Raw genomic sequence first — 15777 nt, forward strand, 5'->3', positions numbered from 1 at the left:
ACCATGCAACATACGGTCTCACCGGTCGGTATCGTGCGCTCCTGCTTCAAGGAGAAGTTCGCCATCCCGCGCCAGCCACAGTTGGCACCCGCGGCCCGTGGCACCCTCGAACTGCTGCCGCCATTCGACCAGGGCGACGCGGTGGCAGGCCTGGAGCAGGTCAGCCATGTCTGGCTGCTGTTCCTGTTCCATGAAGCGCTGGAGGACAAGCCACGACTGAAAGTGCGTCCGCCGCGCCTGGGCGGCAACAAGAGCATGGGGGTGTTCGCCACCCGGGCGACGCACCGCCCCAATGGCATCGGCCAATCGGTAGTACGCCTGGAAGGTGTCGAACCAGGGCGCCTGCTGCTGTCAGGCATCGACCTGCTCGACGGCACGCCAGTACTGGATATCAAGCCCTATGTGCCCTATGCCGACAGCGTCCCTACCGCCACCAACCAGATGGCTGACGCCGCACCGCAGCCCATTGCCGTGCAGTGGAGCGACAGTGCCCTGCCCCAGGCCCGGGAGCACGCCCTGCGTCTGGATGAGCCGCTGGTGGCGCTGATCGAGCAATGCCTGGCCCAGGACCCACGCCCGGCCTACCAGATCCCGCCACCGGAGCGGGTTTATGGCGTGAAGTTCTGGGACGTACAGGTACGCTGGCACTACCCGCAGCCGGATGTGATCCGCGTACTGGAAGTCACGCCTGAGTGATACCCCACGCTAGCAAGCAGGCATAAAAAAACGCAGGCCAAGCCTGCGTTTTTTGTGTACTGCGCTCGCCTTACTTCTCGACGAATGCACGCTCGATCAGGTAGTCGCCTGGCTCGCGCATGCGCGGGGAGATCTTCAGGCCGAAGCTGTCCAGTACTTCGCTGGTCTCGTCGAGCATGCTCGGGCTGCCGCAGATCATCGCGCGGTCATCCTGAGGATTGATCGGTGGCAAGCCGATGTCGCTGAACAGCTTGCCGCTGCGCATCAGGTCGGTCAGACGCCCCTGGTTCTCGAACGGCTCGCGGGTCACGGTCGGATAGTAGATCAGCTTCTCGCGTACCGCATCGCCGAAGAACTCGTTCTGCGGCAGGTGTTCGGTGATGAACTCGCGGTAAGCCACTTCGTTCACGTAGCGCACACCGTGGACCAGGATCACCTTCTCGAAACGCTCGTAGGTTTCAGGATCCTGGATCACGCTCATGAACGGCGCCAGGCCAGTGCCGGTGCTCAGCAGGTACAGATGCTTGCCGGGGTTCAGGTCGTCGAGCACCAGGGTACCGGTAGGCTTCTTGCTGATGATGATCTCGTCGCCTTCCTTCAGGTGCTGAAGCTGTGAGGTCAGTGGACCATCCGGCACTTTGATGCTGAAGAACTCCAGGTGCTCTTCCCAGTTCGGCGAGGCAATGGAGTAGGCACGCATGAGCGGACGGCCATTGTCCTGCTGCAGGCCGATCATCACGAACTGACCGTTCTCGAAGCGCAGGCCCGGGTCACGGGTGCACTTGAAGCTGAACAGGGTGTCGTTCCAGTGGTGCACACTGAGGACACGTTCGTGGTTCATGTTGCTCATCGATGGGGCTCCTGAAGAAAGACGCAGCGCGCGCAAGACGCGCAGTTGCGCGATAGTGTAGGCGCAGCGACAATATCTGTTAACTGAATTATCAAGATATGTGTTATCGGTTATATAGATATGCGATTCACACTCCGCCAGCTCCAGGTCTTCGTCGCCGTCGCCCAGCACCAGAGCGTGTCCCGGGCCGCGGGGGTACTGGCCTTGTCACAGTCCGCCGCCAGTACCTCGATCACCGAGCTGGAGCGCCAGTCCAGTTGTCAGCTGTTCGACCGTGCCGGCAAGCGCCTGAGCCTCAATGCCTTGGGGCACCAACTGCTGCCGCAGGCGGTCGCCCTGCTCGACCAGGCCAAGGAAATCGAGGACCTGCTCAACGGCAAGTCGGGGTTCGGCTCACTCTCGGTCGGCGCCACCCTGACCATCGGCAACTACCTGGCCACGCTGCTGATCGGCAGCTTCATGCAGTTGCATCCGGAAAGCCAGGTCAAGCTGCACGTGCAGAACACCGCGCATATCGTGCAACAAGTGGCCCATTACGAAATTGACCTGGGTCTAATCGAAGGCGACTGCAGCCACCCCGATCTCGAGGTGCAGCCGTGGGTGGAGGATGAGCTGGTGGTGTTCTGCGCCCCTCAGCACCCACTGGCCAAGGTCGGTCATGCCGACATCGAGCAGTTGTCCCATGAGGCCTGGATTCTGCGTGAACAAGGTTCTGGCACGCGCCTGACGTTCGACCAGGCCATGCGCCATCACCGCGCCAACCTGAACATCCGTCTGGAACTGGAACACACCGAGGCGATCAAGCGCGCGGTGGAGTCAGGCCTGGGCATTGGCTGTATCTCGCGCCTGGCCCTGCGCGACGCTTTCCGCCGCGGCAGCCTGGTGCCGGTGGAAACCCCGGCCCTGGACCTGTCACGACAGTTCTATTTCATCTGGCACAAACAGAAGTATCAGACCTCGGCAATGCGCGAGTTCCTCGAACTGTGCCGCAATTTCACTGCCGGCGTGCGACGCAGCGACGAAATCGTCCTGCCACCGATTGCCTGAGCACTCAGCCGAGCAGTATCACGCCCCAGACCACCGCAACCATGCTCATCGCCACCAGTTGCGCGGCACTGCCCATGTCCTTGGCGTTCTTCGACAACGGGTGACGTTCGAGGGAGATACGGTCGATGGCGGCCTCGACGGCCGAGTTCAACAGTTCGACGATCAGCCCCAGCAGGCACACGGCGATCAGGATCGCCCGCTCGGCACGACTGACCGGCAGCCAGAAGGCGGTCGGGATCAACAGCACGTTGAGCAATACCAGTTGGCGGAACGCGGCCTCGCCCTTGAAGGCAGTGCACAGACCATCCAGCGAGTAGCCTGCAGCGTTGACGATGCGTTTGAGGCCGGTCTGGCCCTTGAATGGCGACATGCGTGAATCACTTCCCGATAAAAGGCCAGCAGGCTAGTCCAGGCCGGGTCAAAAAAGCGTGAAGAAGCGTGGGCTTAGCTACCCGAAACCGATTCAAGTTGTTGCAACAACAACGCCGCCTGGGTCCGAGTGCGGACACCGAGCTTACGGAAGATCGCGGTCACGTGGGCCTTGATGGTGGCTTCGGAGACGCTCAGTTCATAGGCGATTTGCTTGTTCAGCAAGCCTTCGCAGACCATCGTCAGCACGCGGAACTGCTGCGGGGTCAAGCTGGCCAGACCTTCGCTGGCGGCCTTGGCTTCGGCCGATACGTCGACTTTGTCGAAGGCCTGCGGTGGCCACCACACATCGCCATCGAGCACTTTCTGCACGGCATCCTGGATCACCTCCAGGTTGCTCGACTTGGGAATGAAGCCGCTGGCACCGAACTCGCGGGACTTCACCACCACCGCCGCCTCTTCCTGGGCCGAGACCATCACCACCGGAATCTGCGGATACTGCCCACGCAGCAGGACCAGGCCAGAGAAGCCGTAGGCGCCGGGCATGTTCAGGTCCAACAGGACCAGGTCCCAGTCGGCTTTCTCGGTCAGGCGGGTTTCCAGCTCGGCGATGCTCGCCACCTCGACCAACCGTACGTCGGTGCCAAGGCCAAGGGTCACGGCCTGGCGCATGGCGCTACGGAACAGCGGGTGGTCATCGGCAATCAGGATTTCGTATGTGGCCATCGATCTATGGATCCTGTTCTGTGCCAGGCGCATGGATGTGGGAGACGCCTGGCAGGCAACTCAAGGCGCGAACGGCGGGGCCGCGGCCGGGATGGCACGGCGAAGTTCGGGGAAACAGTCTCTTCGTCGTGTCCGAAGCGGCGCCAAGGATGCCGAGCACTGACCGGGTGGTCAAGCCGGTCGACTCCGCCCACCCTGGCTGCCAGCCTCGACAGTATGAACCAAACCGCCACGCCTGCCCCTTGGACTATAGGAAGGTATGCAAACGCTGATGGACCTCGTCCTGCTCGTCCAGGGGCAGGCGTCGCTTGCCACTGAGGTAGTGCAGGCTGAACACATCCAGGTAGGCGTCCAGCGCCTGCGAAGCCTGGTTATCACCGGCCAGGTCCAGGCACATGGCCGCCACTTCCGCCGTACAGAAGTGATCATCACGCTTGGAGCGGCGCAGGCGATAGCGCGACATCTGCTCAGGTTGCAGGCTGAGCACCGGGAAACGGTCCAGGTAGGGGCTCTTGCGAAACATCTTGCGCGCCTCGGTCCAGGTCGCGTCGAGCAGGATGAACAGCGGCCGCTTGCCCGGCACCCGCACCACCTCGCTAACCACTCGCTCCTGAGCGACGAACTCGCCAGGGAAGACGATGTAGGGCTGCCATTGCGGGTCGTCGAGCAAAGCCAGCAGACGTTCGTCTACCGCAGTTCGCAGCCAGCCGAAGGCCGAGGTGTCATCGATGATATCGGCGATCAGCCAACCGGTATTGGTCGGTTTCAACGGCTCGGTGTCATGCATGATCAGGCACATGCCGGCGTCGGCCTGTACCCGCGGTTTCCAGGCACATAGGCAATGGGTGGCGATCACCCGGCACTGGGGACAGCGCTCGGCCCGAGAGCCACGGGCGACGAAGGGTTTGTTGCTGCGCGCCAGGCGCTCGGCACGCAGCCGCGCTACCGCGTGGCTCATGGCTGCAGGCCTTGATGAAAAGGGGAAACGGACACGGGAACGACTCGGCGGGTGACAAAGCGCCAGTCTACCAGAGGGTTCGTCATTTGCCGTGCAGCCAATGCCAAGGCTCCTCTATAATCGAGCGCTTTGGCGGCCTGGAAACACTGTGTTTCATGGAACGCCGCCTGCCGGCGCAGGTCAAAGCGCCAGTCACCGAACCAGGAGAGATTCATGCTGCGTCTTATCGTTCCGACCCTGAGCCTGCTGCTCGCCCTGCCTCTGGCTGCCCAGGCCGCCTCCAAGCAGGAGTACGAGCTGACCCAGATGCTGCAGAAGGTCGCCAAGGAAAGCAGCGTCGGCACCCCGCGCGCCATCAACGAAGACATTCTTGACCAGGGCTACACGGTGGAAAAAGGCAAAGCGCTGGTCAACCACCTGAGCGTGCGCGAAAGCCACGCCGAGCGCATGCTGGCCAACCCGCAACAGGTTCGCAGCCAACTGGGCGACAGCGTGTGCCGTAACAATGGCTACCGCCAGCTCATGTCCAAGGGCGCGGTGCTGGTCTACCGGTTCACCGTCTACAAGACCAACCAGCCGATCATGGACCAGGCCTTCGATAACGCCAGCTGCGTGGCCGGTAACAAAAAGAAGTGATCCAGGCATTCTGATCACTGCCCCTGGCGCGCCACGGCTCATCGCCGGCGCGCGCCTCGGCGGACAAGACCTGGACACCCTCTGATGGAGGTGTCGCAGGCTTCGCCTTCCTGGCCCTTTCTGGCGTGTCGCGCCGACAGAGCCTGACTGCAACCAGCGTGCATTCCTTTCCCGAACCCACTGCCATTCGCCCGAGGTGCCTGCAACAGGTACAGCGCAAGTGCGCGTCAGCGTCTAGATTGATAGCGAGCCCCAGACAACGCCAACAAGATGGAATTGCCACTGCAACATGGCCTTGCAGGCCTACTGCAATGCTCGGGAAGCACACTCGAGTCACAGCAGCCAGCGACACACGCAGTGTCGCGGCCGGGATTCACCATCGACCCGGTCAGAGGTTTTGCTGCAGAAGGAGACGTTGAATGCCTTATCAACCGAACGAACTCTTGTCCAACTATTTCCAAGACAACGGTATCGACCTGAGCCACGTCGACCAGCAACTGCAACTGGTAGCCCCAAACAGTCCCAACCTGCCGCTGTACAGGGACATGCTGTTGACCGTGTTACGCATGGCCCACGACGACCGCAACCGCTGGAATGCCAAGATCACCCTGCAGGCCTTGCGCGAACTCGATCATGCGTTTCGCACCCTGGAGCGTTACAAGGGCCGGCGCAAGGTCACCGTGTTCGGCTCCGCGCGCACACCACTCGAGCACCCGATGTACGCACTGGCCAGGGAGCTGGGTGCTACCTTGGCACGCTCCGACCTGATGGTCATCACCGGCGCTGGCGGCGGAATCATGGCAGCGGCTCACGAAGGCGCGGGCACTGAGCATAGCCTGGGCTTCAATATCACCCTGCCCTTCGAACAGCACGCCAATGCCACGGTCGACGGCACCGACAAGCTGCTGCCGTTTCACTTCTTCTTCATCCGCAAGCTGTTCTTTGTCAAGGAGGCCGACGCGCTGGTGCTGTGTCCGGGCGGATTCGGCACTCTCGACGAGGCACTGGAAGTGCTCACGCTGATCCAGACGGGCAAAAGCCCACTGGTGCCGGTGGTGCTGCTCGACTCACCGGGAGGCAGCTTCTGGCGCGATGCCCTGGGCTTCATCAGCCGTCAACTGGAAGAGAATCGCTACATCCTGCCCACCGACCTCAAGCTGGTACGCCTGGTGCACAGTGCCGACGAGGCCGTGGAGGAGATCAACCAGTTCTACAGCAACTATCATTCCAGCCGCTGGCTGAAGAGCCAGTTCGTGGTACGCATGCACCATCGGCTAAGCGAAGCGGCATTGCATGAGATCGAGGAAGGTTTCGCTGACCTGCGCCTGAGCGGCCGCTACCATCAGCAGCCCGATAGCGGCGCCGAACACGAAGAAGGAGACTTCAGCCGCCTGACACGCCTGACTTTCGCCTTCAATGGCCGAGATCAGGGGCGCCTGCGTGAGCTGGTGGACTTCATCAACCTACCGGAGAACTGGGCCAAACCCCAGCCGATGCACACCACCCAACGTGCGCGCGAAGCCTTGAAAGCGAGCTGAACGCAAAATGCCCCACCTGGCCGGTACCTTTCGGTTCCGGCCAGGTGGGGCATTCATCAATAATCGTCGAGGTCACGGCCGCTGAGCAGGCGTCCGATCATCTCCAAGGAGAATCCACGGTAGGCGAGAAAGCGCGTCTGCTGCGCACGACTACGCGGATCGTGCGGACGCTGGCCTGCAAACTTGCGCTGCCAGACCTCCTGCAACCGCACCGTCCACTCCACTTCACTTTCGCGAAGGGCCTGGTCAATGTCACCGCGGTTCAGGCCACGCTGCCCCAGCTCCTCGCGAATTCGCGCTGGGCCGTAGCCGGCAGAAGCGCGATAGCGGATGAAACTTTCGAGATAGCGGGCCTCACTGAGCAGCCCTTCTTCGGCAAGCCGATCGAGCGCAGGCTCGATCAGCTCATCCGCCGCGCCGCGCTGACGCAACTTGCGCGTCAGCTCGACGCGACCATGCTCGCGGCGTGCGAGAAGGTCCATAGCTGCCCGCCGAACAGCGACGGGGGTGTCGAGTACGGCAGACATAGGGCAGATCAGTAACCGGCGTCAGCGTCTGCCATATCGTCGGCATCGGCTTCTGCAGCAGCGGCCTTGGCAGCAGCGGCAACGGCACCCGAGGTCAACAGTTTGTCGCGGATCTGCTTCTCGATCTCGGCACCAATAGCCGGGTTCTCTTGCAGGTACTTGGCCGCGTTGGCCTTACCTTGGCCGATCTTGTTGCCTTGGTAGCTGTACCAGGCGCCGGATTTTTCCACCAGACCCTGGGATACGCCCAGATCGATGATTTCGCCGTTGCGGTAGATACCCTTGCCGTAGAGAATCTGGAACTCCGCCTGGCGGAACGGTGGCGAAACCTTGTTCTTGACGATCTTGACGCGGGTTTCGCTACCGACCACCTCGTCACCTTCCTTTACCGCGCCGGTACGACGGATGTCCAGACGAACCGAAGCGTAGAACTTCAGGGCGTTACCACCCGTGGTGGTTTCCGGGCTGCCGAACATGACACCGATCTTCATGCGGATCTGGTTGATGAAGATGACCAGGCAGTTGGCGTTCTTGATGTTGCCGGTGATCTTGCGCAGCGCCTGGGACATCAGGCGAGCCTGCAGGCCGACGTGCATGTCGCCCATCTCGCCTTCGATCTCGGCCTTGGGTACCAGGGCGGCCACGGAGTCGACGATGATCACGTCGACAGCGTTGGAGCGCACCAGCATGTCGGTGATTTCCAGTGCCTGCTCGCCGGTGTCCGGCTGGGAAACCAGCAGGTCGTCGACGTTGACGCCCAGCTTGCCGGCGTATTCAGGGTCGAGGGCGTGCTCGGCGTCGACGAAGGCACAAGTGGCACCATTCTTCTGGGCCTCGGCGATGACCGACAGGGTCAGCGTGGTCTTGCCGGAAGACTCCGGACCGTAGATCTCGACGATACGGCCCTTTGGCAGACCGCCGATGCCAAGCGCGATGTCCAGGCCCAGGGAGCCGGTGGAGATGGCAGGGATAGCCTGGCGCTCGTGGTCGCCCATGCGCATGACCGCACCCTTGCCGAACTGGCGTTCGATTTGACCCAGGGCCGCAGCCAAGGCGCGCTTCTTGTTGTCGTCCATTGAAGTCCTCACGTGATCGACGTGGCCCTGACGGCCGGAATAACTGTATAAGTAGCCAGTATTATTCCACAGGGATTCGTTTCCGCAAACCCCCACTGGGCGAATTACTCCGCGCCGAGCTGTAACAAGCCGTCTAACGCAGCGATCACCGTCTGTCGGCGCACCGCATCGCGGTCGCCGTCGAAGCGCCGACGCTCGCTGATCACTCGGTCGCCGTCGGCCCAGGCCAACCATACCGTGCCGACCGGCTTGGCGGGCGAACCACCGTCAGGCCCGGCCACGCCACTGACCGCCACGGCAAAGCGCGCACCACTGGCGGCCCGAGCGCCGCGCACCATGGCCTCGACCACTTCCTGGCTGACCGCGCCCACTTGTCCGAACAAGGCTTCGGGGACGCCCAACTGACGGGTCTTCTGGACATTGGAGTAGGTGACATAGCCCGCCTCGAACCAGGCCGAACTGCCAGGCACACGGGTGATGGCCTCGGCAATGCCACCGCCGGTACAGGACTCGGCGGTGCTCACCTGGGCGTTGAAGCGGCGCAGGTGTTCACCCAGACGGGTGGAAAGTACGGTGATCGGGTCCATGGCAGGCTCCTGGCTGGTCTGCGCCCTACCCTACCACCCTGGCCCGCACAGGCAAGGGCTCAGCGCGCCAGGGCACGCACGTAGTCCTGGCAGGCGCGCAGGGCGATCAGTCCACGGTCGCCGTCGTCGGTGATGGCGACAATTCGTCGAGCATGCGCCGGGTCAAGTCGGGCGCGTACGGCGCCATGATCCAGGCCGCCGGCGGCGGTGGCGGCAGGCACTGTGGCACAACCGGTGTCGCGCTCGACCAGGACCGACAGCCGCAAATCGGCAGTAGCAAGGCGATCACGCAGGCGAGCCTGAGTCTGTTGGGCATCGGTAAGCTCCTGATAATGAGAGGTCTCACTGGCGCGCAGACGCTGCTCGAGCGTCTCGCGCCGTTCACGCTCGGCGAGCAACTGTGCGTTGATGGCCTCGACCTGCTCGACTTTCTGCTGCGCCAGCAGGCCCTCCGATTCCGCCAGCGCACGCTCGTAGCGCCAGGCCTGGAGTTGCCAGGACAAGGCGCAGCCAGCCAGCAGGGACAAGAGCCACAAGCCCAGCTGCAAGCGGCTCAACACAATACCTCGCGCGCCCGCTCCCAGAGCGCCAGGCGCTCGGCCAGGCCGTTGAGGCCACCGTTGATATGCCGGGTGATGCGATTGAACTCGCCCTGGTCGGCCAGCGCGTTGAGCCCCCGCGAGTGCCAGAACCAGGCCGCCGACTCACAGGCCCAGCGTGGCTGCTCGAGCATCTGTGGCTGCGCCAGCAGGCGCTCGTCGCCAAACAGTGCACGACTGCAAGCCTGGTAGTTGTTGCGCCCGGTCACCTGGATCAGTCCTCGGCCACAGTACAACTGACCATCGCCATCGGCCTGCGGGGTGTTGCCCAGGCGCAGGGCCAGGCTGCCGGTGTCGTAGCGAGCCAGGTACTTGTCGCTCCCCAGTTCCTTGACATAGCGCAACTGGCCAGACTCATGCCCGACCTGGGCGAGAAAGGCGGCGATGCGTTTGGGATGATCGATCTCCCAGTTGGCCATGGCCGTGTTCAGGGCCGGTAGGAAGGTCGCGGCGCGCTGGCCGGCGAGAGGGTAGATCTGGCGAAGCTGCTGTTCAGTGAGCGGCATCGGAAAGTTCTCCATAGCGGTCTGCGGGAACGGCGGCTGGGGCCGCCAGTGGCTCGCTCAGAGGCGATGGCTCGAAGCACGCGGCTTTCACATGATTCAAGGTGCGGCAACGGCCACACTTGATCTGGAGCTCGGAAGCGGGAGTGATACGGGCCAGCAGCTTGTGGCACTGGCCGCAACGTAGAGCGGTGAACATGCATGAGGTCCTGATCATTGAACGCCAGCGGATCCGGCGCGCCCCGATTGCCCGACTATAGGAATCCGGCCTGGCGCCAGGCACCGGGAAACACTCTCCACGGCAGGTGCCTCAGGCCTTGCACAACCCGCTCCGGCGAGGGGCCGCGCCTTTGGCCTTGGCCTTGCCCTGATGCCCACCGTTGCAGTTCACACTGGTGCGCCAGCCGCTGCTGGTGAACACCTGCTCCACCGACTCGATCAGGTACGTCCCGTCCAGCCCGGCCACGAAACCCGTGGCCTGGATGCTGCGCTCGGCGAACAGGTCGGTGCGTCCAGGCATGTCCAGGCGCACGCTGGCGGTGTCGCGGTTGAAACTGGCCAGACGCGCCCGGGCGGCCTGCTCCGCGGCGGCGCGGTCGGGGTACAGGTGCCGGTCGGTGTACACCGGCTGCAGGCCGTCCGGCGCATCCTCGCTGGCCAGTTCCACCGTTTGCAGGCGCCCGCTGGCGCTGTCCTGGTGACGGGTCCTGACTGCCTTGTGGGTACTCTTGTCTGCCAGGCGGAACTGCCACTGGCTGACGTCCTCGCGAGCGATGACCACCACCCCCAGGGCCTTGCCGCTCGCGCTCTGCCCGCCCTGGCGGGGCAGCACCAGCAACTGGCCGTTGGCAAGCTTGGCGGTGCAGTCGTGCTGGCGGGCCAGGCGGGTGATGAAGTTGAAGTCGGACTCGCTGTACTGGTCGACCCGCGGGATCGACAATGTCACCGGGCATACGGCTTGCCAGCCATTGCGCGCGGCAATATCGGCGACGATGCGCTGTAGGCTGGCCTGTTCCCAGCTACCGCTGCGCGTTGTCTTGCCGCTGCCGCGCAGGTCGCTGGCCTTGCCCCGGATCACCAGGGTGTCGGGTGGACCGGAGAGCTCCACTTCATCGACGGTGTAGCGCCCCAGGCGGCTCAGCGTCTGGCCGGCATAACCCAGGTGCACTTCAAGCATCGCGCCACGGGTCGGTAGGGCCACGGCCCCATCGCGGGCGTCGATGCGCAACTCGAACTCGTCCGACTCCATGCCGGGCTTGTCCGTGGTCCGCAGCAGCAACAACCGATCGTTGATCAACAGGGTGATGTCGTGGCCGTCCGCGGTGATGCGAAATTGCGGTTGCATGGTCTCGGGCTCCTTGGAAAGAACCGCTGCGGGGACGGGCCCCGCCTCAGTCCCAGAGTTGCAGGGTATTGCTGGGCGCCGCAGGCAAGGCCGGCAGCAGGATCCTCACCCCCGCGCGAAATGGCTGGGGCTCGTCCGCCAGGCCCTGGTTGGCCTCCAGCACCGCCTCGACGGTGCCCACGAGGCGTCCGTAGTAGTGCTGGCAAAGGGTGTCCAGCAGGTCGCCTTCAGACGTTATGCAGGTCCTGGCCATAGCTCACGAACTCCAGTGAAAAACCTTGTTTGCGTGGAATGCCACCCGCCAGCAGCTGGCTCTGTTCCTCTTCGATGCTGGTCAGGCACCAGGTGCCAAGCACTTCGCCGTAACCTGTGGTCAGGGACAACGGCATCAACTGGCGGCCGATGCTGCGCAACGTCTGCAACTGGCCAATGCCGCCCTTGAAGCCTGGGTGGATCGCCCCGCGCAGGGTGATGCTCTCCTCGCCCTGGCTGACCGCCTGTTGCGCGTTGGCGCGACTCAGGCGCTCCTGCCCGACCCAGCGATAGCGCGTCTGCCGACGCAGTTGATCGAAGGCGGCGGTGTCCAGGTTGAAGTAGAACGGGCTGGCGCCGGGTGTCAGCGGTTGCAGCACCAACAGGTGGGGGAACGGCTTGACTGCCTCGGCCGCAGGGGTCGCCTCGGGCGCGAAGCCCAGGGTCGACAGCACGCCATTGACGGTCGAGCGCACCTCACCCACCACCCGGCGGATCGCTGCCCCCGCCTTGGCCGCATGCTCGGCGAAGCCGTCGATGCGGTCACGCACCTGGCGTACAACCGCCACCGCCTGGTCATACTTGGCCACTACCTTGGCGACATGGGCCTGGGCCCGGTTGATCGCGCGCAAGGTCCGCTGGAGCTTGGCGCCGATGAGCGGGCCAACCCGCGGCAACCCTTCCAGCTCAGTGACTGCGCCCTTGATATGGTCGATCGCCTCGTTCATCGGATCGAGCATGGCGTCGGCGTGCCGACGCCCTGCCTCTCCCGCCTTGACCAGGGCGTGCAGCGTGGCTTGCAGCTGCTCCAGATAGGTCATGGTTGCTCCTGTTCAGAATGGGTTGGGGTGATCGGCAAGCTGTGCGTTGTAGGCTTGCCGTTGCAAGTCCAGCATCACCCGGCGAACCGCCGCCTCGAGTTCCTGGGCAAGCAGGTTCGGCGCATCGACGCTGCCCTGCACGGTGACCGGGACGTTGGCGTTGAAAGTAATCTGCTGGCTGATTGATTGGCCGGTGGCGTTGCCCTGCGGCCGGGCATCCAGCTCAGGCAAGGACAGCACTGGCTGTGGTACGGCCGCTGCCATGGCAGGCTGACGGAGTACAACGGTTGCGCCATCACCCGGCCCTTCCAGGGTAACGTCTCGTGCGCCCCTCGAAACCGGTGCCGCTCCCGAACCGAAAGCCACCGCCGCGAAGGCGCGCCTGGCCACACGGGTGCCCAGTTGCTCGTCCAAGCGCTCCACATGCATTCCTTGAGTCAGGCTCGCCAGTGAAAGCGCTTTCGCGGGCAGCTCGAACTTTTGTCCCTGACGCCCTTCGGACGAGGGCGCCAACAGACGCCTGGCGATCCGCACACCCACCTCGTCATCAACGAACTCGCCGCCTGGTTTGTGTGTGAGGTTGATCAGCGAAACAGCTGGCATTACCGGTTGTCGACGAGGCCCTTTGGCCGACACAGGCATGAGTTTTCTAGCGATCCTCGCACCGACCTGTTCGTCCAGATACTCGCCGACTGGTCGGTTCGTCCCGTTCATCAAGGAAACGGCTGGCAACGGCCGAGTACGCTTGCGCTGCGCTTCGAGCGAAACGGACGACAACTGCCTGGCGAGCCGCACCCCGACCTGAGCGTCCAGATGCTGCCTCGTCGGCATAGGGCTGGACGCAAGCAGGGAAACGGCCGGTAGCGGTGCCTGCCGAGGCGTGAAGTAACGCTTGCCGATTTGCGCGCCGATTTCGCTACCCAGGTTGTCGCCGACAAAGTTGCCGATGACTATCCCTGCTTCCATGCCACGTTCACGGCCTATAAGAGGAGAGAGAACACGTCCCAGGTAAACGCCACCCAGCACGCCCCCGATGGCTCCTCCTATCGCGCCTCCATACCCGGCGCCCTTCTCCTCGGGTGTCTTGGCCAACCATACGGTAGCGACGCTCTTGAGCGCGGCCTCCATCAGGAGGAGTTTGCCGGATCCCTTGGCTACCTCCTGCAACCCACTCCAGAAACCTGGCTTTGGTTTTACCGCTGCCTCGGCCATTGCCTGCATCACAGCCTTCGAGTTGATACCCGTCGGTGAAGGGCCGGCATCCGCGCCGAGTGGATAGAGGTCGTCGAGTTGGCTGCCTTTGCCCAACAGTTTGCGCCAGGTCTCTCCCAGCGGCGGCAATCGACTGGCCCCGGCAGAAACACCAATCGCACCCAACGCCCCCGACGCGGCGAGAACGGTGCCCCACCGCGATGTAGCAGGGTCCACGGGCTCGGCCTGGCGCTCCGGCGAGGACATCAGCTCCTTGCCCGTGATGCCACCAATCTTGCCCAGCAGGAAAGAGCCCAGCAGCGAGAACGTCGCAGTATTCTTGTTCAGCTTCTTGGCCACGCCATGACCTGCAGCGAGGCCAGCAACGTGTCCCGCCAGCCCTCCCCAGGCCTCGCCCTGCTGCTCCGGTGTATCTGCCGTTACGCCCGCATGAATCGACTTCATCAAGATATCGAGCGCATTCAAGCGCATGAATTCCTTGGAGAAATCGCTCACGGCCAGCCAGGTACCGGCGGGGCGCCCGGCTGTCGGGGTGGGCATGGCGTCCAACCCGAGCGGATAACGGCCCTGCCCGCTCGGGATGACACTGCTGATGTTGTGGTTCTGCAACTGCCAATGGGCAAATGCCTTGCCCAGCAGCAGCGAACCTCCTGCCGATGCCAGTGAGGTCAGGAAGTCCTCGAACGCCGCCTCTGGACCCGGCGCACTGATACCCGGTGGTTCCCTTGGCATTGCCGGACGTTCGGAGACGACCTCTCTCAAACCGGCATTGCCCTTCGTCCTGGCCAACTGCTGCAACAGATCGTTCTGTTCCTGCAGCAAGTCCAGTTCGCGCAACTGGTTCTGCATGCTGTCCGTGGGTTCTTCATGCAGAACCGGGGTACCGTGCGGCGAAGCCTGCGCATTGTGACCCTGTGAATCAGAAGAAAGCGGGCGCTGGGTTTCACCCAGGGGATATACCAACGGTGTATCGCCGAGTGCCCTCCCTGCTGCTTCGAACTTTATTTCACGTGGCCCTGATGGCTCCAGGTCGATGGCTCCGGCAACTCCCAGCGTTCCCGCTTTTCTGTTCGCCATCCTTATCTTCCTTTTCACTCCACCAGCCACCAGACCATGTCGCTGTACGACATGGTCATGATTTCACTGGCGGAAAAGTTCAGCTCCTTGGCCAGCCGCCTGGCGGCGGCCTTCTGCCGGGCAGGGTCAAAGCTCGTCGTCCTGCACCAGGCGAAAATAGCCGGCCTGCAGACGGGTGTAGTCCTTGAGGGCAAGGCCCTCGAGGTCCTTGACACCGACTTCGGCGAGGGAAGCGAACAGGTTCAGTTCGCGCTGCTCGTCATCGCCGGCGCCACCGGCCTGGGCGTTGCGGATATCACGCACGGTCGGTGCGCGCAGCGACAGGCTGTCGACCTGCACACCGTTGGCCTCGCTGGGGCGGGACAGGCGTACGGTCACACGCTCGGCGCTGACGGTCAGCCATTGCGGAAGCTTTTTCGCTTGAGCCATGTAGCAGTCTCCTTACAGGCCAAGGGCAGCGCGCTGGGCGGCCAACTGATCGACACCATCGACCACCCGTTTCATACCCAGGGCATCGATTTCGTAGACCACGCGGCCATCGACTTCGAGCTTGTAGTAGGTCACGGCGATGCTGTGCTTGATCTCGGCTTTGTCGCCGGCTTTCCAGTCGCCCATGTCGACTTCCTTCAGCGCACCGCGCAGGGTGACGATCACCGGGTTGATCTTGCCCTTGAGCCCCTTGAAGGCGCCGCGGAAGGTACCGTTGAAGCCGGTGCCGTCGGCCAGGCCGAAGAACTTCAGCGACTCGCGGCGCACACCGGTGGTGGTGAAGGCGGCTTCCTGCTTCTCCATCCCCTGGTCGAGCTGGACCGGCATGTCCATGCCGCCGGGACGGTAGTCCTCGAGCTTGAGAGTGAGCTTGGGCAGGGTCAGGCTGGGTACATCGCCCTGGAAGCTGACGCCGTCGACGAACAGGTTCAGGTTGGCCAGGGTTTCGGGAATCATTGCCATGTAGGTG

At 63.3% G+C, this 15777-nt stretch carries 21 protein-coding genes; 4 read left to right on the forward strand and 17 right to left on the reverse strand.

Going from position 1 to position 15777, the window contains the following annotated elements:
• The first annotated feature begins 3 nt into the window (after positions 1–3).
• Positions 4–696, forward strand: a complete 693-nt coding sequence (gene tsaA, locus F3J43_RS03725; RefSeq protein WP_166883470.1) for a tRNA (N6-threonylcarbamoyladenosine(37)-N6)-methyltransferase TrmO — start codon at positions 4–6, stop codon at positions 694–696.
• 70 nt (positions 697–766) lie between these two features.
• Here the strand turns inward: tsaA and fpr are convergent, their stop codons facing one another.
• Complete coding sequence (gene fpr, locus F3J43_RS03730; protein WP_166883471.1) at positions 767–1546, reverse strand: ferredoxin-NADP reductase; 780 nt, start codon at positions 1544–1546, stop codon at positions 767–769.
• A 120-nt stretch (positions 1547–1666) separates the two neighbouring features.
• Between fpr and finR the strand changes: the two genes are divergently transcribed.
• Positions 1667–2593, forward strand: a complete 927-nt coding sequence (gene finR, locus F3J43_RS03735) for a LysR family transcriptional regulator FinR (RefSeq protein WP_166883472.1) — start codon at positions 1667–1669, stop codon at positions 2591–2593.
• Positions 2594–2597: 4 nt separating this feature from the next.
• On the opposite strand, the gene F3J43_RS03740 is transcribed toward finR, so the two are convergent.
• From F3J43_RS03740 to F3J43_RS03755, 4 genes are all read right to left on the reverse strand, one after another.
• Positions 2598–2963, reverse strand: a complete 366-nt coding sequence (locus tag F3J43_RS03740) for a diacylglycerol kinase (RefSeq protein ID WP_166883473.1) — start codon at positions 2961–2963, stop codon at positions 2598–2600.
• Positions 2964–3037: 74 nt separating this feature from the next.
• The gene (erdR, locus tag F3J43_RS03745; protein WP_166883474.1) at positions 3038–3688 is read right to left on the reverse strand and encodes a response regulator transcription factor ErdR; all 651 of its coding nucleotides are present in this window, start codon (positions 3686–3688) and stop codon (positions 3038–3040) included.
• A 247-nt stretch (positions 3689–3935) separates the two neighbouring features.
• Positions 3936–4646 (reverse strand): tRNA-uridine aminocarboxypropyltransferase, encoded by a 711-nt coding sequence (locus tag F3J43_RS03750; protein ID WP_166883475.1) that lies wholly within the window; start codon positions 4644–4646, stop codon positions 3936–3938.
• Positions 4643–4861, reverse strand: a complete 219-nt coding sequence (locus F3J43_RS03755) for a hypothetical protein (RefSeq protein WP_166883476.1) — start codon at positions 4859–4861, stop codon at positions 4643–4645. The genes F3J43_RS03750 and F3J43_RS03755 overlap by 4 nt, the downstream gene beginning before the upstream one ends.
• Here F3J43_RS03755 and F3J43_RS03760 point away from each other — a divergent pair.
• Both F3J43_RS03760 and F3J43_RS03765 read left to right on the forward strand, forming a co-directional pair.
• On the forward strand, positions 4860–5282 hold the full coding sequence (locus F3J43_RS03760; protein WP_166883477.1) for a quorum-sensing-regulated virulence factor family protein: 423 nt from the start codon (positions 4860–4862) through the stop codon (positions 5280–5282). The two genes, F3J43_RS03755 and F3J43_RS03760, sit on opposite strands and share 2 nt — an antisense overlap.
• A 419-nt stretch (positions 5283–5701) precedes the next feature.
• Positions 5702–6820 carry an LOG family protein gene (locus F3J43_RS03765; RefSeq protein ID WP_166883478.1) on the forward strand — a complete coding sequence of 373 codons (1119 nt, stop codon included), beginning with the start codon at positions 5702–5704 and terminating at the stop codon, positions 6818–6820.
• A 56-nt stretch (positions 6821–6876) separates the two neighbouring features.
• Here F3J43_RS03765 and recX read toward each other — a convergent pair whose 3' ends face one another.
• From recX to F3J43_RS03825, 12 genes are all read right to left on the reverse strand, one after another.
• Positions 6877–7347: a recombination regulator RecX gene (gene recX, locus F3J43_RS03770; RefSeq protein WP_166883479.1), complete on the reverse strand. Its 471-nt coding sequence runs from the start codon at positions 7345–7347 to the stop codon at positions 6877–6879.
• Between the two features lie 8 nt (positions 7348–7355).
• Positions 7356–8423 (reverse strand): recombinase RecA, encoded by a 1068-nt coding sequence (gene recA / locus F3J43_RS03775; RefSeq protein ID WP_166883480.1) that lies wholly within the window; start codon positions 8421–8423, stop codon positions 7356–7358.
• Positions 8424–8527: 104 nt separating this feature from the next.
• Positions 8528–9010 (reverse strand): CinA family protein, encoded by a 483-nt coding sequence (locus F3J43_RS03780; RefSeq protein ID WP_166883481.1) that lies wholly within the window; start codon positions 9008–9010, stop codon positions 8528–8530.
• Positions 9011–9069: 59 nt separating this feature from the next.
• Positions 9070–9567, reverse strand: a complete 498-nt coding sequence (locus F3J43_RS03785; RefSeq protein WP_205297607.1) for a lysis system i-spanin subunit Rz — start codon at positions 9565–9567, stop codon at positions 9070–9072.
• Positions 9564–10115 carry a glycoside hydrolase family 19 protein gene (locus F3J43_RS03790; protein ID WP_166883483.1) on the reverse strand — a complete coding sequence of 184 codons (552 nt, stop codon included), beginning with the start codon at positions 10113–10115 and terminating at the stop codon, positions 9564–9566. Before F3J43_RS03790 ends, F3J43_RS03785 begins: the two co-directional genes overlap by 4 nt.
• The gene (locus F3J43_RS24270) at positions 10102–10329 is read right to left on the reverse strand and encodes a Com family DNA-binding transcriptional regulator (RefSeq protein ID WP_353618189.1); all 228 of its coding nucleotides are present in this window, start codon (positions 10327–10329) and stop codon (positions 10102–10104) included. Before F3J43_RS24270 ends, F3J43_RS03790 begins: the two co-directional genes overlap by 14 nt.
• Before the next feature lie 93 nt (positions 10330–10422).
• Positions 10423–11457, reverse strand: coding sequence for a phage late control D family protein (locus F3J43_RS03800; protein WP_166883485.1), 1035 nt, complete (start codon positions 11455–11457; stop codon positions 10423–10425).
• 46 nt (positions 11458–11503) lie between these two features.
• Entirely contained in the window at positions 11504–11710 is a 207-nt protein-coding gene (locus tag F3J43_RS03805; protein ID WP_166883486.1) for a tail protein X, read from the reverse strand.
• Positions 11685–12530: a phage tail protein gene (locus tag F3J43_RS03810; RefSeq protein ID WP_166883487.1), complete on the reverse strand. Its 846-nt coding sequence runs from the start codon at positions 12528–12530 to the stop codon at positions 11685–11687. Before F3J43_RS03810 ends, F3J43_RS03805 begins: the two co-directional genes overlap by 26 nt.
• Before the next feature lie 12 nt (positions 12531–12542).
• Positions 12543–14819, reverse strand: coding sequence for a hypothetical protein (locus tag F3J43_RS03815; protein WP_166883488.1), 2277 nt, complete (start codon positions 14817–14819; stop codon positions 12543–12545).
• 126 nt (positions 14820–14945) lie between these two features.
• Positions 14946–15248 (reverse strand): phage tail assembly protein, encoded by a 303-nt coding sequence (locus tag F3J43_RS03820; RefSeq protein ID WP_166883489.1) that lies wholly within the window; start codon positions 15246–15248, stop codon positions 14946–14948.
• Positions 15249–15260: 12 nt separating this feature from the next.
• Positions 15261–15770, reverse strand: coding sequence for a phage major tail tube protein (locus F3J43_RS03825; protein WP_166883490.1), 510 nt, complete (start codon positions 15768–15770; stop codon positions 15261–15263).
• Positions 15771–15777 lie beyond the last annotated feature (7 nt).

Source organism: Pantoea sp. Cy-639, from assembly GCF_011752525.1.
Taxonomy (GTDB): domain Bacteria; phylum Pseudomonadota; class Gammaproteobacteria; order Pseudomonadales; family Pseudomonadaceae; genus Aquipseudomonas.